We start from the raw sequence: 22,259 nt of genomic DNA, 5'->3' as shown, positions 1-22,259 counted from the left end.
GCAGGGCTATAAAAAAAGCACCGATACCTGATCGAGGCTGTCGATCTCACAATCGACATCGTCGAAGCCACCGCCGGTGGCGGCGTAGCCGATCACGTGAAGGCCCGCGAGCCGGGCCGAACGGGCGCCGGCCTGGCTGTCCTCCACCGCGATCACCTCGGCGGGATCGAAACCGAAGCGGGCGCAGGCGCGCCGATACGGCTCGGGGTCCGGCTTTCCGTGGGTTACATCATCAAGGCTCAGGGAAAAGGCAATCGCATCGGAAATACCGAGCACGTCGATATTGGCGTCGACCACGCTCCGGCTCGAATTGGAGACGCAGGCCTGCGCCACGCCCCGGCGAGACAGGGCGCGAATGGTCGCCACGGCCTGCGGGAGGGCAATCAGACTGGCGCGATTGGCCACATAATGCGCGTTGATCAGCGCCAGCCATTCAGCCTCGGCGACCCCCGCCGGCAGGCGCGGTGAAATCTGCTGCCAGACATCCCCGACATGAATGCCGCGAAAGGCCTGGTCCGGCAGATCCGACAGATCGGTTCCCAGTTCGCGACAGGCAGCCACCAGCGCACGATGATGCAAGGGCTCGCTGTCGATCAGCGTGCCGTCAATGTCCCAGGCGACAGCGCGGAACCGCTTCACGCCCCCCTCCCCGCCGACAGCCGACAGTACAGATCGCGGTAGCGTCCATAGCCGGCACGGTAGACCGGCGCGTGCGCGGGATCCGGTGCGAGCACCTCATCCTGCTGCACGAATCGCGAAATCCCCGACCAATCGGCCAGCCCGACGCCGACAGCCGCTGTCCAGGCGGCCCCGAGCGAGGAGCCGGGATGGCCCTTGAGGCGATGCACCTTCCTGCCAAGGACATCCGCAACAATCTGCATCCAGACACGGGACTGGGAGCCACCATCGGACACCAGCACATGGTCCGCCGCATGGCCCATATCGGCGAGCACCTCGATATGGTGGGCACAGGCATAAGCATAGGCTTCCAGCAAAGCCCGCCAGACATGGCCTATGTCATGCGAGAGCGTGAGCCCGTCGACAACGCCCCGCGCTGCGGGATCATGGATCGGCGTCTTCTCGCCGAGGAAATAGGGCAGGATCATCAGCCCGTCCGCGCCCGCGGGCTTTTCGGCGGCCAGCCGGTCGAGATGCTGGAGCAGGCTGACGCCCTGCCTTTCCGCCTCCGCCGTCTCGCCACCGGCGAAGTTGCGCACGAACCAGTTCAACGCCGAACCACCCGTCGCCATGCAGCCATTTGGCATGTAGAGGCCGGGGATCAGGTGATAGTCGAGATAGAGGCGCGGATCGGGCTTCACCTGATCGGTGGCGACCAGAATATCCACGGCGCCGCCGAACTTCAGGAGGATGTCGCCTTTGCGAGTGACGCCGGCGCCGAGCGCCGAGGCGATCATGTCCGCCGCCCCGCCAATGACCGGTGTGCCCTCGGCAAGGCCGGTGGCGGCCGCGCCAGCCGCGCTCACATGGCCCATAATCTCATGAGAGGCGGTCTTGCGTGGCACAGCACTGCGGGGAATGCCCGCCCAGGCGACCAACTCGTCGTCAATCGCATGGCGGGACACGTCGACGAAGCCAGCTTCGAGCGCCCAGTTCTGCTCGACCGCACGCTCGCCGGTGAGCTGCCAGTTCACATAATCATAGGAGCCGAACACGGTGGCGATCTGAGCGAACACCTCCGGTTCGTGGCGGGCGATCCAGCGCAGCTTGGCGGTGACAAGCTGCTGGTTGATGCCGTTGCCTGCCTTGGCGATGAAGGTCGCCTCGTCCTTCTCCGCCCGCATCTCCGCGACTTCGGCGCCGCAGCGTCCGTCGCTCTGCTGGATGGAGGGGCGCAGCAACTGGCCCTGCGCATCGAGCAGGACCACGGCCGGCAGCATACCGGTAACGCCGACAGCGACGATCTCGGCCGGGTCGATGCCGGATGTCTCGATCAGCTCGCGGGTAATGGCGCGCACATTGGCCCACCATTGTGCCGGATCCTCCTCCGCCCAGCCCGCCTGCGGCGAGGACAGCGTCACCGGCCGCGAGACAACGCCGAGAATTTCCCCCGGCAGGCGCAGCAACAGGCCGATGGTGGAGGTGGTGCCGATATCGAGGCCGAGAACGCAGCTCATCATTGAAGCTCATCCAGTGGGAAGGCGCGTCGATGCCGACAAGAGGTGGAAAACGCCGCGCCACATCGACGTGAGCGCCGGTGTGGCGCGGCAGGCGCGCGCATCGTGAGGCATCCGCGCCGGGCCACAGCCCGGACGCCTCACAAGCTCAGCGCAGCGAGTTCACCACATCCATGAAGCGGGCGACGCGCCCAGCCTCGACCGGATTCCAGGTGTTGCCATCGACCTTGAAATGGGTGCCGATGACCACGCCAGAGGCGACCGAGAAGATGTCGCGGATATTGTCGATGTTCACACCGGTATTGGCGAAGATCGGCACGTCCTTCACCGTCTCCGCCACCTTGCGCAGATGAGACTGGTCGGCCGGCTGGCCGGTGATCGGGCCGGAGACAAGGATGGCGTCGGCGACCGAAGAGAACACCGCGCTCTTGGCACGCAACTCGATCGGGCGCTGGTCGAGCGAGTGGGCGAACTCGGCATTGATGTTGAACAGCATCTTCATGTCGTCGCGCTTGAGATCATGGCGCAGCCGCGCCGCCTCGGCGCAGTTCGGCTCCCACAGACCCATGTCGGAAGCGAACAGACCGGTGAAGATCTCGCGCACGAAGCTGGCGCCCGTCACCGCGCCGATGGCCACCGTGGCGACCGGATCCCAGAGGTAGTTCACCCCGAACGGCACCTTCAGGCTCGGCTTGACCGCCTGGACGATGGCGCTCATCGCGGCGATCGACGCCGGCGAGCCCTTGAAGACATAAGGGCGGTCGTTCTCGTTGCCGAACATGATGGCGTCGACCCCGCCAGCCTGCAGCTTCTCGACATCGGTCAGAACGCCCTCGATCAGCTTGTCGAGGCCGCCATCGGCGTCATAGAGCGGCGCGCCAGGCAGCGCACCGATATGGGCCATGGCGATCACGACCTTTTTCTTCTCGCCGAAGCACTCGAAAACCATTCCATCTACTCCTTGGAAACAGGATACGCCGCGGCGCATCAACGGCTGGCGGCAGGCGGCGCGATACGCACATCGACCCGCGCGGCCGCGAGCGCCGCGGCGATACGCGGCGGCGGCTCTGCGTCGGTGATGAGCATGTTGATGTCGGTGAAAGAGCCGACCTGCACGAGCGACATGCGCTGGAACTTCGCGCTGTCGCACAGAAGAATGCGAAGACCAGAACGGCGCAGATAGACGCGCTTCATGTCGGTGTCCTCGAAGGAATAGTCGAAGAACCCCTCGGCGGTGATGCCGGAGGTGCCGAGCACGGCGACATCGAACCAGAGCTTCTCGAACTGGGCGATCGCCGTCGGGCCCCAGACCGACATTTCCTCCGGGCGCACGCGCCCGCCGGCCACATAGATTTCCGGTCCGCCGCCATCGAGCAGCGCCGAGACGCGCAGACTATTGGTGAAAAGCTTGAGGTGAGGCACCTCGCGCAAGTGTCCCGCCATCAGATAGGTGGTGGTCCCGACATCAAGGGCGACGGCGCGGTAGCCGACGATGAGATTGGCGGCATAGGCAGCAATGGCGCTCTTGGCATCGCTGCCGCGCCGCAGGCGGGCGTCGAAGCGCGGCTCCTCGCTGTCCATCGCCACCGGCACCGGCGCATCGGCCAGCATGGCCCCGCCATGCACCCGCACCAGCTTGCCCTCGCGCTCCATCTCAAGGAGGTCGCGGCGAATGGTCATGTCGGAAACGCCCAGCTCGGCGGCGAGGCCAGTGACGCTGATCGTCCCGGCAAGGCTCAACTGGTCGAGAATGCGGGCATGCCGGAGATGCGACGGCAAGCGCCCCCGCTCCTCGGTGGAGGCCGGCTCGGCGGGAACATCCCGGTAGGAGAGGTCTTCGGCCATCATTGGATCCTGCACCGATACGCGAACCGACGAAGGAGATTCGGCGCCACGCAGATTCAAGTTTTAGCGCATCAAACGAACAAATTCAAACATAAGATTCGTCTTGATGTTCGATATTGTTTGTCTACAGTGCCTTCTAACATCAGGAGCTGCACATGATCCCGACCACCGCCCCCACCCCTTCCTATCCGGAGCTTTCGGGCCGCAAGGCGTTTGTGACCGGCGGCGGTGCGGGGATTGGGCGGGCGATTGCGGCGGCGCTGGCGCGGCAGGGGGTGCGGGTTGCGGTGGGTGACATCAACCGTGGCGCGGCGCAGGAGACGGCGGCGGCGATCGGTGGGGGCGCGGTCGCCATTCAGATCGACGTGCGCCAGCGCGACGCCGTCAGCATGGCTTTCGAGCAGGTGCTCGGCGCGCTGGGCGGGTGCGATCTGCTGGTCGCCAATGCCGGCGTGTCCACCATGGCGCCGGCGCTCGACATCACCGACGAGGAGTGGAACTTCAATTTTGACGTCAATACGCGCGGCGTGTTCCTGACCAACCAGATCGCCGCCCGGCACTTCGTGGCGCAGGGAAAAGGCTGCATTGTCAACACCGCCTCGCTCGCCGCCAAGGTTGGCGCGCCGCTGCTGGCGCATTACTCCGCCTCGAAATTCGCCGTGGTCGGCTGGACCCAGGCGCTGGCCCGCGAACTCGCCGCCAAAGGCATCCGCGCCAACTGCGTGTGCCCCGGCTTCGTCGCCACCGGCATGCAGTCTCGCGAGGCGCAGTGGGAAGCGACATTGCGCGGCGTGACGCCCGAACAGGTGGTCGCCGACTACATCAACCAGACTCCGCTCGGCCGCCTGGAGACCCCCGAGGATGTCGCCGATGTCGTCGTCTTCCTCTGTTCGGAACAGGCGCGTTTCATGACCGGTCAGGCGATCAATGTGACCGGTGGGGTTTACACGACCTGAGCCGGAGCGATGTTCGAACATGATCGCAGACTCACGCTGATGCGTTCGATTTTGTGATTTACATGTTCGACTTTGTGAGCTTACCATTCGATCTCGCGCACCGGACCCACCGCGGCTTCACAGCCGAGACGCCGCAGATTCCGCATCGCGCCCCGCGGGCAAAGGTTCCCTGATGTCATCGATCGAACTCGATCACGTCTCCAAGCTCTACGCCAACGGCGCCTATGGCGTGCGTGACGTCGACCTGACCATTGCGGAGGGTGAGTTCGTCATCTTTCTCGGCCCGTCCGGCTGCGGCAAATCCACCACGCTGCGCATGATCGCGGGTCTTGAGGGCATCACCTCGGGCGATCTGCGCATTGGCGGGCGCAGCGTGACCCATGTGGCCCCTCGCGACCGCAACATCGCCGTCGTGTTCCAGTCCTACGCGCTCTATCCGCATATGAGCGTGCGCGAGAATATGGGCTTCGGCCTGAAGATGCGCGGCGTCGCCCGCCCGGTGATCGAGGAGAAGATCAAGGAAGCGGCGGGGCTGCTCGGCCTCGCCCCCTATCTTGATCGCAAGCCGGCGGCGCTCTCGGGCGGCCAGCGCCAGCGCGTCGCGCTTGGCCGCGCCATTGTGCGCGATCCCGTCGCCTTCCTGCTCGACGAGCCGCTGTCCAACCTCGACGCGCAGCTTCGCGCCGAGATGCGGCTCGAACTGGTCAAGCTGCACCGCCGGCTCGGGCGCACCATCGTCCATGTCACCCATGATCAGGTGGAAGCCATGACCATGGGCGACCGCATCTGCATCATGCGCGATGGCCGGATGATCCAGGTGGGCAAGCCGCTGGATGTCTATGCCGACCCGGTGGACACTTTCGTCGCCCGGTTCCTCGCCACCCCGCCGATGAACCTCCTTCCCGCGCGGCTTGAGGCGCAGGGGGACGGCCTCCTCGTGCGCGGCGATGGGCTCTCGGTCGAGGTGCCGGCGATGCACCGCGACGCCTATGCCCCGGCAACCGGGCGCGAGGTGATCTTCGGCCTGCGCCCGGAGGATATTCACGAGGCGCCGCAGCCCGGCTTCCAGCGCATCGACGTCACCGTCGTCGCCATGGAATCGCTGGGCGTCGAGAACATTCTGGTCGGCCAGATCGGTCAGGGAAACGGCGCCGAGGGGCGCCCGGCGGAGATCTCTGCCCGCCTGTCGCGCCACTACACGGCGGCGGTCGGCGCCACCGTGCCGCTCTATGTCGACGCCCGGCCCATGCACCTGTTCGACCCGGAGACGACGCGGGCCCTGCCCCGTCCCTCGCTCCGCGTCCTCGGACATTGAGAACGGCGGGGGATCAGGACATGCGGCGCATCGCCCTTCATTTCGGCCTTCTCCTGACCTGCGCCGCCATCCTCATTCCGCTGCTCTGGGTGATCCGCACCAGCTTCCTGCCCGAGCCGATGTCCTACTCGCCGGAGATCATGCCGGCGTTCACGCTCGACAATTACGTCGCACTGTTCACCTCCACCCGCTACGGCCAGTCCTATCTGAACAGCCTGATCGTCGCGATCGGCTCGGTGGTGGTGGCCCTGCCCTTCGCCTGCATGACCGGCTACGCCTTCGCCCGCTTCAAGACCAGCGGCAAGGGCGGTCGCTTCGCCGTGCTCGCCATCCAGATGCTGCCGCCCGTGGCCATCGTGCTCCCGGCCTTCACCCTGTTCCGCATGGTGGGCCTCACCAATTCGCTGACCGGGCTGATCATCGTCTATGCGGCGCTCAACCTGCCCTTCCTCATCTGGATCCTGATGGGCTTCTTCGAGGGCATTCCGGTTGATCTGGAATGGGCGGCGCAGACCGATGGCGCCACCGCCTGGCAGGCCTTCTGGCGCATCGTGCTGCCGGTTTCGCTGCCCGGCATCGCCGCCGCCGGCGTGCTCGGCTTCATCCTCACCTGGAACGAGTTCCTGTTCGCGCTGGTGCTGAGCGGTCCACAGACCGCGACCGTGCCGGTGGCTCTCGCCTCCTTGCAGACTTCCAACGGCGTGCAGATCGCCAAGGTGTCGGCCGGCGTGGTGCTGGCGGTGCTGCCGCTGGTCATCGCCTCCCGCTTCATCCAGCGATTCATCGTTCAGGGACTGACCTTCGGCAGCGTGAAATAGCCGCCCCATTGCGCCGCCTCACCCGGCCGGCGCCAAGACAGCGGGCAAAGCCCGTACCAGACGGAACAGGAGAGATGAGATGCAGATGAGACGCCGTATCGTCCAGGCCCTTCTCGGGGCCAGCATGCTGGCCGCTGCCGGCCCCGCCCTCGCCGAACCGATCACCCTGCGCGCCCTGATGGAGGACGTGCCGGAAACCCAGATCATCGAGAAACTGCTGCCGGAGTTCACCAAGGAAACCGGCATCAAGGTCGAGTTCGAGAAGATCGGCTATGGCGACATGCACGACAAGCTGGTCGCCCAGCTCGTCTCTCCCGAAAGCTATTACAACGTGCTGGAGGTCGATTTCCTCTGGGCTGGCGAGTTCCCCGCCGCCGGCTGGCTGGAAGACCTGAAGCCTTATGTCGAGAAGTCCGGCTTCGATCTCAAGCCGATCATCCCGTCCATGCTCGACCTGCTCGGCGCGACCAAGGAGTCGCTGCCTATCCTGCCGATGTACAACTACTCGATGGGCCTGATCTACCGCACGGACCTGCTGAGCGACCCCAAGATCAAGGCCGATTTCAAGGCCAAGACCGGCAAGGATCTCGCCCCGCCGGCCACGCTCGCGGACTATGTGGCGCTGTCGAAATACTTCAAGGCTAGCGGCGGCGATCTCGTCGGCGCGGCGATGCAGGGCCAGCGCGGCGACCCGAACGCGATGGAGTTCTCCAACTACCTGTTCTCGTCGGGCGGCGCCTATCTCGACGCCGGCCGCAAGGTGGTGCTGAACAGCCCCGAGGGCCTGACCGCGCTCAAGCTCTATGCCGACAACATCCAGAACGGCGCGCAGCAGGGCGCCCTTTCCGCCACGCTCGATGACACGATGCGCCTGATGTGCGCCGGCAAGACGTTCAGCATGGTCACCTATTGGTGGATGCTGCCGCAGCTCGACAATGCCGAGAAGTGCCCGTCAGTGGCCGGCAAGCTGGCGCTCAGCGTCATGCCGGGTGGCCATGGCGAGAGCGGCGGCTGGGGCTGGGGCATTCCGAAGAACACGTCGGATGAATCCAAGGCCGCGGCCTGGAAGTTCATCGAGTGGGTGCAGAGCAAGAAGATCTCCGTCGCCCGCGCGCTCGAAGGCCACGCCCCGGTTCGCTCGGACGTCTATACCGACGAAGCCGTGCTGAAGAAGTACCCCTTCTACAAGACCGCGCTCGACGTCGTCGCCTCCGGCAAGTCCTTCCCGATCTTCGCCTATTCGGCGCAGTACGAGGACGTGCTGGGCACCCAGCTGTCGCTGGCCGGCGGCGGACAGGCCAAGCCGGAGGACGCGCTCAAGGCGGCCGCCGATGGCCTGACCCAGCTCATGAACAAGTGACCCCCCTCCCCCAAAGGAGCGCTTCTCTCGCGAAGAGAGATCTCTCGGCCTGATACTTTCGGCCACGGTGCGCCGGCCTCCCCCTCGGTCCGGCGCACCGTCTTTTCTGACCTTCACAGACGGAATAATGACCATGCGGGTGCTCGGCTTCGCGGATCGTGACTGGCGGACCGGCTGGGCCTTTGCGGCGCCGGGCCTGCTCACCCTGGCCATCGTCATGGGCTTTCCGCTGGTCTATGCCGCCGTCATCTCGGTCTCCTCGCTAACCCTGCTGAAGCCCTCGCTGTTTCCGCTGGTCGGCCTGCGCAACTTCGTCATCGTCATGAGCGACCCGATGTTCTGGGGCGCGCTGTGGCTGACCGTCAAATACTCGCTCGTCACCGTTGTCGGCGAGTTCGTGATCGGGCTGGGCATCGCCCTGATGCTCAACCGCACGGTGACCATGAAGCCGGTCTATTTCGCCGTGCTGACCATCCCCATGGCCATGTCCCCGGTGAGCGTGGCGCTGATCTGGCGGATGCTGCTGCAGCCCAATCTCGGCATCGCCAACCAGCTGATGGAAAGCCTCGGCCTGCCGCGCATCGACTGGCTGGGCGATCCCGGCCTCGCGCTGTGGACCATGGCGGCGATCGACATCTGGCAGCAGACCTCGTTCGTGGTGCTGATCCTCGCCGCCGGCCTCGCCGCGCTGCCGCGCGACCCCTATGAGGCGGCCGAGGTGGATGGCGCCACCGCCCTGCAGCAGTTCTGGTACATCACCCTGCCCATGCTGCGGCCAGTGGCGGCGATCGCCGTCATCATCCAGCTGATCAACGAATTCCGCACCTATGACCTGCCCTATATCCTGACCAAGGGCGGGCCGGGCAACGCCACGGAAGTGCTGAGCTTCTTCGCCTATCGCCGGGCTTTTCTCGGCCTGCACCTCAATGAGGGCGCCGCCGCCTCCTTCGTGCTGCTGCTGATCGTGCTCGGCCTCACCATCCTGTTCTTCGCCGTGCTGGAGCGCCGGCGCTGAACCGCGCATTGATTTTTATTCGAACAATTCCAATTATTTAGCCTCATCCAAATATCATTTCGCGCTCGCCGCCCGAGGGTCTATCAGCAGCCAGTGCCGGCGCCGTCGAGGGGCCGGAGCCGTCATCCCCGCTGTGGAAGATGAGCCATGCTGCGCCCTGCCTTCGCCTTCCCGCTGCCCGCGACCCTGCTGGCGCTCGCCCTCGCCCTGCTGCCGGCCACCGCGCGGGCGCAGACCCCGCCGGACACCGGCCGCGTCGTGGCGATTGGCGGCGCGGTGACGGAGATCCTCTACGCGCTGGGGCTGGGCGAGCGCGTGGTGGCGGTCGACACCTCCAGCACCTACCCGCCGCAGGCGCTCAAGGAAAAACCGAATGTCGGCTATATCCGCGCGCTGTCTCCCGAGGGGGTGCTCTCGGTCGGCCCGAGCCTGATCATCGCGCTGGACGGCGCCGGCCCGCCGGACGCGGTGACGGTGCTGAAGGCTGCCGCCATCCCCGTCGAGACCATTCCCGAGGCGCGCGATCCCGCGACCGTCATCGCCAATATCCGCCGCGTCGCCGCGCTCATGGGGGTGACGGAGCGCGGGGAGGAGGTCGCGGGCGCGGTGGAGCGCGATTTCGCGACACTGGCCGCCCTGCGTGCGCGCATCACCACGCCGCGCAGCGCCGCCTTCGTGCTGTCCGCCTCCGGCACCGCACCCGTGGTCGGCGGCGCCCACACCAGCGCCGACGCCATGTTCGCCCTTGCGGGAGTGGAGAACGCGATGCGGGCCATTAATGGCTACAAGCCGGCGGTGGACGAGGCGATCCTCGGCGCCGAGCCCTATGCGATCCTCCTCATGCAGGATCGCAACCACGCCCTCACGGACGAGACGGTGGCGGCCATGCCCGCCTTTGCCGGCTCCCCGGCGGCAACCGCCAAAAGGCTGTACCGGATGGATGGCGGCTATCTGCTCGCCTTTGGTCCGCGCACGCCGCAGGCGGCCCGCGACCTCGCCGCGCTGATCTATCCCGAACTCGACCTGCCCCCGATGCCCGCCCATCCCTGGACGTCGGCCCGGTGAGCCAGGCGCGCAGGCTCCCATGAGCGACCGGGCGGCACGCGCGCGCCCGGTGCGGGTTCGCTGGCTTGTCAGCAGCCAAATGGGCCTGTTGCTGTGCGCCCTGCTGCTGGTGCTCGCCGTGCTCGCCTCGCTTGCCATCGGCCCGGTCACCATCGCGCCGGGCCGGGTGACGGACATTCTGATCGGCGCGTTCCGCGGCATGCGCCCGGTCGGCCTTGAGCTGCGCGAGACGGTGATCGTGCTCGACATCCGCCTGCCGCGCACCCTGCTCGGGCTTCTGGTCGGCGCCAGCATCGCCATGGCGGGTGCGCTGATGCAGGGTATCTTCCGCAACCCGCTGGCGGACCCCGCGCTGATCGGCGTCTCGAACGGCGCGGCGTTGGCGGCGGTGATCTGGATCGTGCTCGGCGCCCACATCGCGCCGCTGCTGCCGATGGCGCTGGCGGAGTTTGGCTTGCCGCTCATGGCCTTCACGGGCGCGCTGATCGCGACCCTCGCGCTCTATGCCATCGCCACCCATCAGGGGCGCACCTCCATCCCGACCATGCTGTTCGCCGGCATCGCCATCGGCGCGCTGGCCGGCGCCGGCACCGGGCTGATGGTGTTCCTCGCCTCGGACCAGCAATTGCGCGACTTCACCTTCTGGTCCTTCGGCAGTCTTGGCGGCGCCACTTGGCACAAGGTGGTGAGCATGCTGCCCTTCATCGCCCTGCTGGGGCTGGTTGCCGCGCGGCTCGGGCGTGCGCTCGACGCGCTGGCGCTGGGCGAGGCCGAAGCCTTCCATGTCGGCGTCGATGTCCAGCGCACCAAAGCACTCGCCATCGCGGCGATCGCGGCGGGCACCGGGGCGGCGGTGGCCGTCGCCGGGGTCATCGGCTTTGTCGGTCTGGTGGTGCCACACCTCATACGCCTCGCGCTGGGACCGGGACACCGGGTTCTGCTGCCGGCAGCGGCTCTGCTCGGCGGGGCCCTGCTGCTGGGGGCCGATGTCCTCGCCCGCACCCTCGCCAGCCCGGCCGAGCTGCCGCTCGGGGTGGTTACCGCCGCTCTCGGCGCGCCCTTCTTCATCGGCCTGCTGCTGAAGCGGCGTGCGGCCCTGTTCGGATAGCGAGCGCCCGATGTACGCAGCGCGCAACATCCATTTCCACGCCGGCGGGCGACGCCTGCTGAGCGGCGCCCATGCACTCGTCCAGCCCGGTCGGGTAACGGTGCTGATCGGTCCCAATGGTGCCGGCAAATCGACCCTGCTGAAGATCCTGTCGGGCGAGCAGCGTCCCCATGCCGGCGAGGTGCACCTCGACGGAACGGACATTCACCGGCTTCGTCCGGCGGCACTCGCCCGGCTGCGCGCGGTGGTGCCACAGAACGCGCAGCTCGCCTTTCCCTTCACCGTGGCAGAGGTCGTCAGCATCGGCACGCCGGAGGGCCGCTCACGCGCGGCGGTGATCCGCCAGGTGCTGGATGAGGTGGACCTCGGCGGCTTCGAGGAGCGGCTTTATGAGCAGCTCTCCGGCGGCGAACGCCAGCGGGTACAGATCGCGCGGGCGCTGGCCCAGCTCGCCGGCGGCACGCGCCCCGGCTATCTGCTGCTCGACGAACCCACGGCAAGCCTCGACCTTGCCCAGCAACTGCTCGTGGTGCGCCATATGCGCAAGCTCGCCGCGGCTGACGGCGTCGGCGTGCTGGCGGTGCTGCACGATCTCAACCTCGCCGCCATGGCGGCCGACGTGATCGTGGCGATGAAGGAAGGAACCGTGCTCGCGGAAGGAGCCCCGCAGCAGGTTCTCACCGATGCGGTCATCGAGACGCTTTACGGGGTGCGCGGGCGGATCGGCTGGGCCCCGCAGGCGCCCTTCCTGCTGCCGCAATCGGTGCAAGGCTGAACAGGAAAACAGCCCGGCGGGTCTATGCCGCCGGGCCGCGTTTTGCCGTCGCTGATCTCAGAGCATTTCCTGCCGGACGATCTCCAGCACATGATTGAACGCCGCCGTGGCCGCGGCTTCCGCCTCACGCTCCTCGGCTTCCGTCAGATCGACCGCATCAAGCCCGGCGGTAAAGCGGCGCCAGTGCAGGCCGCGCCCATCGGCATGGCCGGCAAGATGGCGCGCGCCGAACGCGCTGGAGAAGCCGATCCTGGCCGCGTCCTTGGCAAGGAACGCCGCGCCCATGTTCGAGCCTTCCACCACATAGAGCCAACCGAGCGCCTCTGCCTTTGGCAGCACGGGACCGAACCCGGCCTCCGGCAGCGTCAGACCGAGATCAGCGAAGTCCTGCTCCAGCGGATCGAGCCGCGAGCGATCGGCAAGGCCCGGCAGCAGGTCCTGTAGCTCCGGTGCGGCATAGAGCGGCTCGACATGGCGGTGCAGCCGATACTGGAAGCGCAGGAAGCGTTCGTAATTCTCCCGGCTGGCAAAGGGCTTGGCGCCCATGACGGTGGTGTCCACCATCTCATGCGCCGCCGTCGTCGCCGCCTTGAACCGCTTGGCACGGCTGTCGGGCTGCATATCCGTCACGATCGTCATTGTGTTCGCTTTCACACCTCTGTTCGGACTGCCGCGCTCACTTGGTGATGAGAGCGGGCGAGGCCTGCGCCACTTCGCCGCCGCCAAAGCGGATCGTCAAGCCTGCCTTGACGGTCAGCCCCGCGCTGGGGAGGAAATTCTCATACTGGGTGTATTGTTCATCCAGCAGGTTTTCTACCGAGAGGCGCCACAGCGTATTGGGGTTCGGCTGATAGCCCGCATAGAGGCTGACGAGATTGAAGCTGTCGGTCGGATCGTAGACCGAATTGTCCGGCAGATCCGCCGCCGTCACCGCCGCCACGGCCGTCCAGCTGACCGCGAGGGTGAGTTTTTCCTCAAGGAACCGGAAGCCCAGCGTGGTGGTGATCTGGTCCGGCGGAATGCTGGAGAGCGGCTGGCCGGCATCCTCACCCGCCGTTACTTCGCCTTCCGTGGTCTGGCCCGACAGCTTCACAAACCATTTGCGCGCATCGTAGCTACCCTCGAACTCGAAGCCGCGCAGCCGCGCCTCCTCGACATTCTGATACTGCGCGAAGGAATAGCTGTTGCTGGAGGGGAAGCAGACCGTGGGGCGAGACGGGATCGGGCACACATAGAATGTATTGGCCGGGCCGTACTCCACCAGTTCGATGTAATTATCGACATCGTTCTGGTAGTAATTGGCCTTCATGCGCAGGCGGTCGCCGGGAACGAACAGGTCATCCTGCTTGATGTTGATGCCGACTTCCTTGTTCTTGCCGACTTCCGCCTGAAGGTTGGGGTTGGCCACGAAGTCGAACAGCTCGCCGGTGCCGGTGGTCGGCAGCGGATGCGGCCCGCTCACCAGTGCCTCGGTAACGGACGGGGCACGATAGCCTTCCGCATAGGTGCCGTAGAAGGTCAGCCAGGACACCGGCGTGATGCCAAGGGTGAATTTGGGCGACACGCGGTCGCCATTCGTGCCGCCATCATCCGAGCTCAGCGAATAGGCGTCATAGCGCAGCGCCGCGATGGCCTCGAGCCAGGTCGAGTAATTCGCCTTCCACTGCACGAAGGCACCACCGACCCCGCGCTCGCCCGAAGGATTGTAACCGTCGCCGAAGCCGTAATCATCGGTGTTGTCGACATCATCGTGGAAGTAATCGCCGCCAATGGTAATGGCGTTCTCCATGCCAGCCCATTCGAAGCGGCTGGTGTTGTTGACGTCAAAGCCAACCGTGTCGATGACGAAGCTGCGCGGATCGCCAATGGCACCGGTGATCGGATTCGAGCTGCCGCGCACCTTCACCTGATCTTCATCGACCTGGTTCCAGTAGACCGCCGAACTCCAGTCGAACAGGTTGTCGTCCGGGTTTTCATAATCCCAGCTCAGCGTGAGCGAGCGGTTGGCGACCTCGGTCTGGTAGGCTGTCGAGGTGGACGAGGAATCGTTGCTCGTCTGGTACTGACTCTCATAGTTGAGGAAGCTCAGTTTGACCTCGTGGAAATCCACCGGCCGCACCGTGACCTTGGCGATGCCGGTCCACGTCTCGTAGCCGGTATCGTCGACGACATTGCCGTCGCCATCCTTGTAGTCGTCCTGATTGCGGTAGGTGCCGCCGAAGAACACATCGACATTCTGACCGACATGGGCGGCCGCGAGCAGCGAGCCGTAGCCCATCGGCCCGTTGGTGGCCCCCTCGGCATCCGCCTCGACGCCCCAGCTATTGCCCTTGGCGATGATGTCGTCGGCATCCTTGGTGCGCATCGTCACCACGCCGCCAATGGCGCCCGAGCCGTAGATGTTCGACACGGGGCCGCGCACCACGTCGACATCGGCGATGAGGCCGGGCTCGACGAAGAAGGTGCCGGCGCCATTGCCATGGCCGAGCTGGGTGAAGTTCTGGCGGGCACCGTCGACAATGACCGCAACCCGGCCGAAATCCTGCAGGCCACGAATATTGATCGCCGTCTGGGTGGAGTTGCCGTTCTGGATCGCGGTGACGCCCGGCATGCCCAGGAACAGGTCCTGCGTACGCACCGGCATCATCTGCTCGATGTCGTCAGGCCGCACGACGCTGACGGCGGCCAGCGTGTCGATCCAGCTTTCCTCGGTCCGCGTGGCCACCACGGTCACCGGGTCCAGCTCCACGAACTCGTCGGTCGCGATCACCTGCGCGGTGGAGACCGCCTGCTGCGCCACGGCCGGCGCCGCGACCAGCAGCGCCAACAGCGAGACGCTGAGGGTGGGGAGGGTGGTTGGACCGAGCGTGCGTGTCATGTGTTGTCCCCAAGCCGGCCGGCGCCGGACGAAAGCGGCTGCGGCGCCGCGCGTCAGCTGTTTCAGAGTGAGAATCCATCTCCTCCGCTCGAACAACTGCTTAGGTTGAGTAAAACATTGAGTCAAACAATGTGTTTGATAGTTTAAATAGTTTCAAAAAAGCCTTCTTTGTAGAAAAAATCCAAACTGATAGCTTCATTAGAACAACTATACAGAAGGCGTGGTCAAAACTGTAGGGACGGCAGCAAAGAAAAGCCCGCGCGTGCACCGAACGCGCGGGCCAACACTGGCGGGAAGGAAGCTGGCGAGGGGGCTATTCGGCGGGGCTGTGGATGAGGCCCGGCGCGATCTCGGCATGGGCCACGTGGTGAATGCGGCCGATCAGCGAGTAGACCGTGGGGATCACGAACAGGGTCAAGAGGGTCCCGAGGCTCATGCCGCCCACAATGACCCAGCCGATCTGCGAGCGGCTTTCGGCGCCCGCCCCGCTTGCCAGCGCGAGCGGCACCGCGCCCAGCACCATGGCGCCCGTGGTCATGAGAATCGGCCGCAGGCGCAGCACCGCCGCCTCGATCACCGCGGCGCGCCGGTCATGTCCGGCTTCCTGCTGCTGGTTGGCAAATTCGACGATGAGAATGCCGTGCTTGGTGATGAGGCCGACCAGCGTGACAAGGCCGATCTGCGAGTAGACGTTGAGCGTGCCACCGGTGAAATAGAGCGCCGCCAGCGCGCCGGTCATCGACAGCGGCACGGTGAGCATGATGATGACGGGATCGCGGAAGCTCTCGAACTGCGCGGCCAGCACCAGATAGATGAAGCCCAGCGCCAGCAGGAAGACGATGGCGAGGCTCTGGCCGGCCGCACGGAATTCGCGGCTCTGGCCGGCCACATCGGTCTGCACGGTCTGCGGTAGCACCTCCCGCGCCGTCTGATCAAGGAAGGCCAGCGCCTCGCCCTGCGCGAAGCCGGGTGCGAGATTGCCGGAGATGGTGGCCGAGCGGAGCTGGTTGAACCGCTTCAGCTCCTGCGGCGCCACCGTCTCGCGCACCGTGACCAGATTGGAGAGCTGCACCATGTCCCCGCTCGCCGCGCGCAGGAAGATCGTGTCGAGCGTGGCCGGCGAGGCGCGGTCCTGCGCATCAAGCTGGACATAGACATCGTACTGCTCGCCGCCGACCTCGAAGCGCGTGACCTGCCGCCCGCCCAGAAGGCTCTCCAGCGTCCGCCCGAGCACGGAGACGTCGATGCCCAGATCAGCGGCCTTGGCACGGTCGACGGTAATGGAGATTTCCGGCTTGTTGAGCTTGAGGTCGCTCTCGACGCTGGTCAGGCCCGGATAGTCCTGCACCCGATCGAGGAAGCGGTCGACATATTCGTTCAGATCCTCATAGGTGCCCGAGGTCTGAAGCACGAACTCGATCGGCCGCGAATTGTTGGATGCCCCGAGCGAAGGCGGATTGTTCGCATAGGCATTCACGCCGGCAATGCGCCGGAGCTTTGGCGAGGTAGCCGCGACGATTTCCTGCTGGCGACGCTCCCGGTCGTCCCAATCCTTCAGCCGCCCGATGACGAGGAAACGCTGCACCTCCGGCATGCCATTGATGATCAGCACGCTGTCCATTTCGGGGATCGTGTTCAGGATCCCGTCGACCTGGTTCGTGTAGCGCGACGTATAGGAGAGCGTGGCGCCTTCCGGCCCGCTGCCGGTGACGCGGACCACGCCGCGATCCTCCACCGGGGAGAGTTCGGAGGGCAGCACATAGAGCAGCACCCCGCTCGCCCCCGCCACCAGCAGCGCCACCAGCAGCACCAGCGGGCGCACCTTGAGCGTGAGGGTGAGGAAGCGCCGGTAGCCACTCTCCATCGCCCGCAGCCCCCGCTCGATGAAGGCGGAGACCCGGCCCGGCTTCGCTTCGTGCTTGAGCAGCCGCGAGCACATCATCGGCGTCAGCGACAGGGCGATGAAGCCGGAGATCAGCACCGCGCCTGCCAGCGTCAGGGCGAATTCGAGAAACAGCCGCCCGGTACGCCCGGAGGCGAAGGCGACGGGCGCATAGACCGCGGCCAGCGTCAGCGTCATCGCCACCACGGCGAAGCCGATCTCGCGCGAGCCCTTGATGGCGGCGGGAATGGGCTTCATGCCATGCTCGATATGCCGGAAGATGTTCTCCAGCACGACGATCGCATCGTCCACGACCAGGCCGATGGCGAGCACCATGGCGAGCAGCGTCAGCGTGTTCACGCTGAATCCGAGCGCATACATGATCGCGAAAGTGGTGATCAGCGAGATCGGGATGGTGACGATCGGAATGATCGAGGCGCGGAAGGAGCGCAGGAACACCACGATCACCAGCACCACCAGCAGGACGGCCTCGAAGATGGTGTGGAAGACCGCATTGATGGAGCGATCGATGAAGACGGCATTGTCGTTGCCGATCGTCGCGCTCATGCCTTCCGGCAGGCTCTGATTTACCGCCGGCAGCACGCCGCGCACGCCCGAGGACACATCGAGCGGGTTGGCGACCGCCTGTTTGATGATGCCGACGATGATCGCCTGCGCGCCCTGGAACCGGCTGGACCGGCGCTCATCGGCCGCGCCAAGCTCGACCTTGGCCACCTCGCCCAGACGCACCTGCGCACCATCCGCGCGCTTGACCACGATGTCGTTGAACTGGTCCACCGTGGACAGCGCGGTGCGCGAGAGCACGTTGAACTCGCGGTCGACGCTCTCGATGCGGCCGGAGGGTATCTCGACATTCTGGGCGCGCAGCGAATCCTCGATGTCCTGCACGGTCAGCGCGTAGGAGGCGAGGCGCTCGCGGTCGATCCAGACCCGCATGGCATAGCGGCGCTCGCCATAGATCTGCACGTCGGCGACGCCGGTGAGGTTCTTGAACCGGTCGACCACATAGCGGTCGATATAATCGGTCAGTTCCAGCCCGTTCATCCGGTCGGAGCGAAACACGACGAAGACCACCGGCTGGGCGTCGGCCTCGACCTTGGAGATGACCGGCTCGTCGATCTCGTCCGGCAAACGCTGGCGCACGCGGCTCACGCGGTCGCGCACATCGCTGGCGGCGACGTCCGGGTCGATCTCGGGCCGGAAGCGCACGGTGATGCGGCTTGATTCGGAACGGCTGGTGGATTCGAGAACATCGATGCCTTCGATGCCGGCAATGGAGCCTTCAAGAACCTGCGTGACCTGGCTTTCAACGATGCTGGCCGAGGCGCCGGAATAGGTGGTGACCACGGACACCACCGGCTCGTCGATGTTTGGGTATTCACGCACCGTCAAACGGGTGTAGGCGACGATGCCCACCAGAACCATGAGCAGGCTGAGCACCGTCGCGAAGACCGGGCGGCGGATGCAGATCTCAGGAAGGCCCATGGTCCCGCCCTCAGCTCTGCGGAGCCGCCGGAGCGCTCACAATCTCCACGGCCGCATTCTCCCGCAGCCGTCCCTGCCCCGCTGTGACAACGGTGGCACCGGGTTGAAGCCCGCTGACGACCTCGACTTCGCCAGCGATGCGCGCGCCGAGCGTCACCTTCTTCTGCACGGCCTTGCCATCCTCGACGATCCAGACGAGGCGCTCCTGCCCGCGCGGGACAATGGCGCTTTCGGGCACGAAGACGGCGCTGCGCACATCCTTGCCCTTCAGCACGACGCGCACGAACAGGCCGGGGCGGAGAGAGAGATCGGCATTGGGCAGGCGAGCGCGGACGCTTAGTGCCCGGCCATTGACGTCGATCAGCGGATCCATGGCATAGACGGTACCGGTGAAACTGCGGCCCGGCAGGGCATCGATCATCACATCCACCGACTGGTCGACGGCGACGCGCCCGAGCTGGGTTTCCGGCACCTTGAAGTCGACCTTTAGCAGGTCGATCTTCTCAAGGTTCACCAGCTCCGTGCCGACGGCGATATAGGCGCCGGGGGAGACCGAGCGCAGACCCACCACGCCGTCGAACGGGGCGGTAATGGTGTGCTTGGCGATCTGCACGCGCTGGGAATCAAGCAGGGCATTGGCGGTGTTGAGTTCCGCACGGGCCTCGTCGAGCGCGCGGGCGGTGCCGGAGCCGGTCTGCTGAAGGCGCTGGGCGCGCTCATAATTGGCCTTGGCCAGCTCAAGACGCGCCTCGGTTTCCTCCATCGAAGCGTTCACCAGAGCCGCGTCGAGTTGCACCAGCACATCGCCCGCCTTGACGTGCTCGCCCTCGCGGAAGCGGATGTCCTGGATACGGCCGGCGACTTCCGACGCCACTTTCACCGATTCATCGGATTGCAGGCTGCCGATCGACCGGATGTCCGTGGTCACGTCCTGCTGGCGAGCCGGAGCGACCTCGACGGCGATGCGCGATGCAGCGCGGGGCTCCTGCGCGGCCGCTTCGCCCCGGAGGCTGGCAAGGCCGGCGCCGAGCCATCCCTTCTGGTAGGCGAAGGCGCCGCCGCCCACCACAAGGGCGAGACAGAACAGCAGGCCAATCCCACGTCGCATAGGCACCCCTTCGCTGGCTGTGTCGCAAGTAGAATTGCTTATATTGCGACACAGCAGACGCGGCGCGACGTGCCAACTTAATTCTTCGTCACATTCAGCACGGCCCGGTCACATTCGCGCTTGCCGGGACGAACATACACCTTTGCGGGCGCCGCGCCGATGGCGATCAGAAGGCCGCGCGGCCTTCCCGCTCAAGCGTTCTTCACCATGACGTGACGAACCACCGTGTAATCCTCGAGCGCATAGGCGGACAGGTCCTTGCCATAGCCGGACTGCTTCAGGCCGCCATGCGGCATCTCGCTCACCAGCATGAAATGGCAGTTCACCCAGGTGCAGCCATATTGCAGGCGCGAAGCGGTCGCCATGCCCTTGCCGACATCGCGCGTCCAGACCGAGGAGGCGAGGCCGTAATCGCTGTCATTGGCCCAGGCCACCGCCTCGTCGACATCCGAAAAGCGGGTGACGGAGACGACCGGACCGAACACCTCGCGGCGGACGATCTCGTCGCTCTGCAGCGCACCGGCCACCACGGTCGGCTCGTAGAAGAAGCCCTTGCCGGTGCCGGCCCCGCCCGCGAGCTTGCCGCCGGTGGCAATCTCGATGTGGTTGAGCTCGGAGGCGCGCTCCACGAAGGAGGCGACACGGGCACGCTGGCGGGCGGAAATCAGCGGGCCGATATCGTTCTGGCTGTCGTCCGTCTGGCCGAATTTGAGGCCGGAGACGGCCGAGGCGAGATCCGCCACGAGCTTCTCATAGACCTTCTCGCCGGCATAGATGCGGCAGGCGGCCGTGCAGTCCTGCCCGGCATTATAATAGCCGAAGATCTTCACCCCCTCGACCACCGCGTCGATGTCGGCATCGTCGAAGACCAGCACCGGCGCCTTGCCGCCGAGTTCCAGATGGGTGCGCTTGACCGTGCGCGCCGCGGCCGTGAGCACCTTCTTGCCCGTGGCAATGTCACCGGTGAGCGAGATCATCGAGACTTTCGGGTGGTTGATCAAGGCGTTGCCGACACTCTCGCCGCGGCCGACGACGACATTCACCACGCCCTCGGGGAAGATGTCGGCGATGATCCTGGCCAGTTTCAGTAGAGTGAGCGGCGTCTGCTCGGAGGGCTTGATGACCACCGTATTGCCGCCCGCCAGCGCCGGCGCCAGCTTCCACGCCGCCATCATCAGCGGGTAGTTCCACGGCGCGATGGAGGCGACGACGCCGATCGGATCGCGCCGGATCATCGAGGTGTGCCCGGCCATGTACTCGCCCGCCACCATGCCGTGCTGCGTGCGCGCGGCCCCGGCAAAGAAGCGGAAACAGTCGACGACGCCGGGAATCTCGTCATTCAGCACCGCGTGGCGCGGCTTGCCGCAGTTCAACGCCTCCAGCGTGGCGAAGCTCTCCGCCTCGGCCTCGATGCGGTCGGCGAGCTTGAGCAGCATGTAGGACCGCTCGGCCGGCGTGCTCCGCGACCAGGTGCGGAACGCCTTGTCCGCCGCGCTCACCGCCGCGTCGATCTGGTCCGGCGAGGCTTCCGGCAGCTCGATCAGCGTCTCCTCGGTCTTCGGATTGAGGACGTTCTCCACCGTCTCGGTGCCGGCGACGAAATCGGAGCCGATGAGCATCTGCGTGTCGGATAGGGCGGCCATGAAACGTCTCCTATTTGCCTGAGCCGGCCACCGCCTCGCCCTCGCGCGTCAGATAGTAGGCGGCGAGGATGGGGAGGAAGGTGACAATGATGATGAGGACGGCGACGACGTTTGTGACCGGTCGCTGCCGCGGGCGGATCAGCTCGGACAGCATCCATATCGGCAACGTCGATTGCTGGCCGGCGGTAAAGGTTGTGACGATGACTTCATCGAAGCTCAGCGCGAAGGCGAGCATGCCGCCCGCCAGCAGCGCCGTGCCGATATTCGGCAGCACGATGAGGCGGAAGGTCTGGAACGCATCCGCGCCGAGATCCATCGACGCCTCGATCAGCGAGGGCGAGAGCCGCCGCAGCCGCGCGACTGCGTTGTTGTAGACGACGACGATGCAGAAGGTCGCGTGGCCGAGCACGATGGTCCAGAAGGAGAAGGGAATCTCCATCAGCCCGAAGGCCTGGCGCAGCGCGATGCCGGTGACGATGCCCGGCAGGGCGATGGGTAGCACGAACAGCAGCGAGATCGGCTCGCGGCCAAAGAAGCGCGTGCGCGCCAGCGCGCCGGCGGCCAGCGTGCCCAGCACCAGCGCCAGCACGGTGGCGATCGTCGCCACCTTCAGCGACAGCCCGACCGCCGCCCAGATATCCGCCCGCCCCCACACCACGCCGAACCATTTCAGCGTGAAGCCCGGCGGGGGAAAGGCGTAGCTCTTTTCCTCCGTGGTGAAGGCATAGAGCAGAATGAACAGCAGCGGGATGTGCAGGAAGGCGAGCCCGCCAACGGCCGCGATTCTGAGGGGGAGCGAGGCGCGGGTCATCGGGCGCTCCCGATTTCATATGGCCCCTCATCCCCGGGC

General features: G+C 65.9%; 18 protein-coding genes. 8 read left to right on the top strand and 10 right to left on the bottom strand.

The window, feature by feature from the left end; genetic code table 11:
• Positions 1-6 precede the first annotated feature (6 nt).
• The 4 genes from KIP89_RS14550 to KIP89_RS14535 all read right to left on the bottom strand — a co-directional run bounded on the left by KIP89_RS14550 (position 7) and on the right by KIP89_RS14535 (position 3,980).
• Complete coding sequence (locus KIP89_RS14550; protein ID WP_213756239.1) at positions 7-639, bottom strand: HAD family hydrolase; 633 nt, start codon at positions 637-639, stop codon at positions 7-9.
• On the bottom strand, positions 636-2,135 hold the full coding sequence (locus tag KIP89_RS14545) for an FGGY-family carbohydrate kinase (protein WP_213756333.1): 1,500 nt from the start codon (positions 2,133-2,135) through the stop codon (positions 636-638). Before KIP89_RS14545 ends, KIP89_RS14550 begins: the two co-directional genes overlap by 4 nt.
• Before the next feature lie 148 nt (positions 2,136-2,283).
• On the bottom strand, positions 2,284-3,084 hold the full coding sequence (locus KIP89_RS14540) for a BtpA/SgcQ family protein (RefSeq protein ID WP_213756238.1): 801 nt from the start codon (positions 3,082-3,084) through the stop codon (positions 2,284-2,286).
• A gap of 38 nt (positions 3,085-3,122) precedes the next feature.
• A complete protein-coding gene (locus KIP89_RS14535) occupies positions 3,123-3,980 on the bottom strand; it encodes a DeoR/GlpR family DNA-binding transcription regulator (RefSeq protein ID WP_213756331.1) in 858 nt (285 codons plus the stop codon).
• 155 nt (positions 3,981-4,135) lie between these two features.
• Between KIP89_RS14535 and KIP89_RS14530 the strand changes: the two genes are divergently transcribed.
• The 8 genes from KIP89_RS14530 to KIP89_RS14495 all read left to right on the top strand — a co-directional run bounded on the left by KIP89_RS14530 (position 4,136) and on the right by KIP89_RS14495 (position 12,392).
• Positions 4,136-4,936: an SDR family NAD(P)-dependent oxidoreductase gene (locus KIP89_RS14530; RefSeq protein WP_213756237.1), complete on the top strand. Its 801-nt coding sequence runs from the start codon at positions 4,136-4,138 to the stop codon at positions 4,934-4,936.
• A 172-nt stretch (positions 4,937-5,108) separates the two neighbouring features.
• The gene (locus KIP89_RS14525) at positions 5,109-6,251 is read left to right on the top strand and encodes an ABC transporter ATP-binding protein (protein WP_213756236.1); all 1,143 of its coding nucleotides are present in this window, start codon (positions 5,109-5,111) and stop codon (positions 6,249-6,251) included.
• A gap of 20 nt (positions 6,252-6,271) precedes the next feature.
• On the top strand, positions 6,272-7,069 hold the full coding sequence (locus KIP89_RS14520; RefSeq protein ID WP_213756234.1) for a carbohydrate ABC transporter permease: 798 nt from the start codon (positions 6,272-6,274) through the stop codon (positions 7,067-7,069).
• An 85-nt stretch (positions 7,070-7,154) separates the two neighbouring features.
• Entirely contained in the window at positions 7,155-8,429 is a 1,275-nt protein-coding gene (locus KIP89_RS14515; protein WP_250152502.1) for an extracellular solute-binding protein, read from the top strand.
• Between the two features lie 127 nt (positions 8,430-8,556).
• Positions 8,557-9,444: a carbohydrate ABC transporter permease gene (locus KIP89_RS14510; RefSeq protein ID WP_250152501.1), complete on the top strand. Its 888-nt coding sequence runs from the start codon at positions 8,557-8,559 to the stop codon at positions 9,442-9,444.
• 147 nt (positions 9,445-9,591) lie between these two features.
• Positions 9,592-10,509, top strand: a complete 918-nt coding sequence (locus tag KIP89_RS14505; protein ID WP_213756232.1) for a heme/hemin ABC transporter substrate-binding protein — start codon at positions 9,592-9,594, stop codon at positions 10,507-10,509.
• A 19-nt stretch (positions 10,510-10,528) separates the two neighbouring features.
• Positions 10,529-11,617, top strand: coding sequence for a FecCD family ABC transporter permease (locus KIP89_RS14500; protein ID WP_213756230.1), 1,089 nt, complete (start codon positions 10,529-10,531; stop codon positions 11,615-11,617).
• Positions 11,618-11,627: 10 nt separating this feature from the next.
• The gene (locus KIP89_RS14495) at positions 11,628-12,392 is read left to right on the top strand and encodes a heme ABC transporter ATP-binding protein (protein WP_213756229.1); all 765 of its coding nucleotides are present in this window, start codon (positions 11,628-11,630) and stop codon (positions 12,390-12,392) included.
• Positions 12,393-12,449: 57 nt separating this feature from the next.
• On the opposite strand, the gene KIP89_RS14490 is transcribed toward KIP89_RS14495, so the two are convergent.
• From KIP89_RS14490 to KIP89_RS14465, 6 genes are all read right to left on the bottom strand, one after another.
• A complete protein-coding gene (locus tag KIP89_RS14490) occupies positions 12,450-13,031 on the bottom strand; it encodes a biliverdin-producing heme oxygenase (protein WP_213756227.1) in 582 nt (193 codons plus the stop codon).
• A 37-nt stretch (positions 13,032-13,068) separates the two neighbouring features.
• The gene (locus KIP89_RS14485; RefSeq protein WP_213756225.1) at positions 13,069-15,270 is read right to left on the bottom strand and encodes a TonB-dependent hemoglobin/transferrin/lactoferrin family receptor; all 2,202 of its coding nucleotides are present in this window, start codon (positions 15,268-15,270) and stop codon (positions 13,069-13,071) included.
• A 313-nt stretch (positions 15,271-15,583) separates the two neighbouring features.
• Complete coding sequence (locus KIP89_RS14480; RefSeq protein WP_213756223.1) at positions 15,584-18,658, bottom strand: efflux RND transporter permease subunit; 3,075 nt, start codon at positions 18,656-18,658, stop codon at positions 15,584-15,586.
• 10 nt (positions 18,659-18,668) lie between these two features.
• On the bottom strand, positions 18,669-19,766 hold the full coding sequence (locus tag KIP89_RS14475; RefSeq protein ID WP_213756222.1) for an efflux RND transporter periplasmic adaptor subunit: 1,098 nt from the start codon (positions 19,764-19,766) through the stop codon (positions 18,669-18,671).
• Positions 19,767-19,957: 191 nt separating this feature from the next.
• On the bottom strand, positions 19,958-21,409 hold the full coding sequence (locus tag KIP89_RS14470) for a gamma-aminobutyraldehyde dehydrogenase (protein WP_213756221.1): 1,452 nt from the start codon (positions 21,407-21,409) through the stop codon (positions 19,958-19,960).
• Between the two features lie 10 nt (positions 21,410-21,419).
• Positions 21,420-22,220, bottom strand: a complete 801-nt coding sequence (locus KIP89_RS14465) for an ABC transporter permease (RefSeq protein WP_213756220.1) — start codon at positions 22,218-22,220, stop codon at positions 21,420-21,422.
• Positions 22,221-22,259: the final 39 nt, after the last annotated feature.

This window comes from Ancylobacter radicis (assembly GCF_018449475.1).
Classification (GTDB): Bacteria; Pseudomonadota; Alphaproteobacteria; order Rhizobiales; family Xanthobacteraceae; genus Ancylobacter; species Ancylobacter radicis.
Note: the sequence above shows the minus strand (reverse complement) of the source record. Positions and strands in the feature narration are given on the sequence as shown.

What these genes read in the sequence shown, in the direction of transcription:
- KIP89_RS14465 (WP_213756220.1), bottom strand. Translation starts at nt 22,220, where the DNA reads ATGACCCGCGCCTCGCTCCCCCTCAGAATCGCGGCCGTTGGCGGGCTC.
- KIP89_RS14520 (WP_213756234.1), top strand. Translation starts at nt 6,272, where the DNA reads ATGCGGCGCATCGCCCTTCATTTCGGCCTTCTCCTGACCTGCGCCGCC.
- KIP89_RS14545 (WP_213756333.1), bottom strand. Translation starts at nt 2,135, where the DNA reads ATGAGCTGCGTTCTCGGCCTCGATATCGGCACCACCTCCACCATCGGC.
- KIP89_RS14490 (WP_213756227.1), bottom strand. Translation starts at nt 13,031, where the DNA reads ATGACGATCGTGACGGATATGCAGCCCGACAGCCGTGCCAAGCGGTTC.
- KIP89_RS14475 (WP_213756222.1), bottom strand. Translation starts at nt 19,766, where the DNA reads ATGCGACGTGGGATTGGCCTGCTGTTCTGTCTCGCCCTTGTGGTGGGC.
- KIP89_RS14515 (WP_250152502.1), top strand. Translation starts at nt 7,155, where the DNA reads ATGAGACGCCGTATCGTCCAGGCCCTTCTCGGGGCCAGCATGCTGGCC.
- KIP89_RS14525 (WP_213756236.1), top strand. Translation starts at nt 5,109, where the DNA reads ATGTCATCGATCGAACTCGATCACGTCTCCAAGCTCTACGCCAACGGC.
- KIP89_RS14500 (WP_213756230.1), top strand. Translation starts at nt 10,529, where the DNA reads ATGAGCGACCGGGCGGCACGCGCGCGCCCGGTGCGGGTTCGCTGGCTT.
- KIP89_RS14540 (WP_213756238.1), bottom strand. Translation starts at nt 3,084, where the DNA reads ATGGTTTTCGAGTGCTTCGGCGAGAAGAAAAAGGTCGTGATCGCCATG.
- KIP89_RS14470 (WP_213756221.1), bottom strand. Translation starts at nt 21,409, where the DNA reads ATGGCCGCCCTATCCGACACGCAGATGCTCATCGGCTCCGATTTCGTC.
- KIP89_RS14505 (WP_213756232.1), top strand. Translation starts at nt 9,592, where the DNA reads ATGCTGCGCCCTGCCTTCGCCTTCCCGCTGCCCGCGACCCTGCTGGCG.
- KIP89_RS14480 (WP_213756223.1), bottom strand. Translation starts at nt 18,658, where the DNA reads ATGGGCCTTCCTGAGATCTGCATCCGCCGCCCGGTCTTCGCGACGGTG.
- KIP89_RS14495 (WP_213756229.1), top strand. Translation starts at nt 11,628, where the DNA reads ATGTACGCAGCGCGCAACATCCATTTCCACGCCGGCGGGCGACGCCTG.
- KIP89_RS14530 (WP_213756237.1), top strand. Translation starts at nt 4,136, where the DNA reads ATGATCCCGACCACCGCCCCCACCCCTTCCTATCCGGAGCTTTCGGGC.
- KIP89_RS14510 (WP_250152501.1), top strand. Translation starts at nt 8,557, where the DNA reads ATGACCATGCGGGTGCTCGGCTTCGCGGATCGTGACTGGCGGACCGGC.
- KIP89_RS14535 (WP_213756331.1), bottom strand. Translation starts at nt 3,980, where the DNA reads ATGGCCGAAGACCTCTCCTACCGGGATGTTCCCGCCGAGCCGGCCTCC.
- KIP89_RS14485 (WP_213756225.1), bottom strand. Translation starts at nt 15,270, where the DNA reads ATGACACGCACGCTCGGTCCAACCACCCTCCCCACCCTCAGCGTCTCG.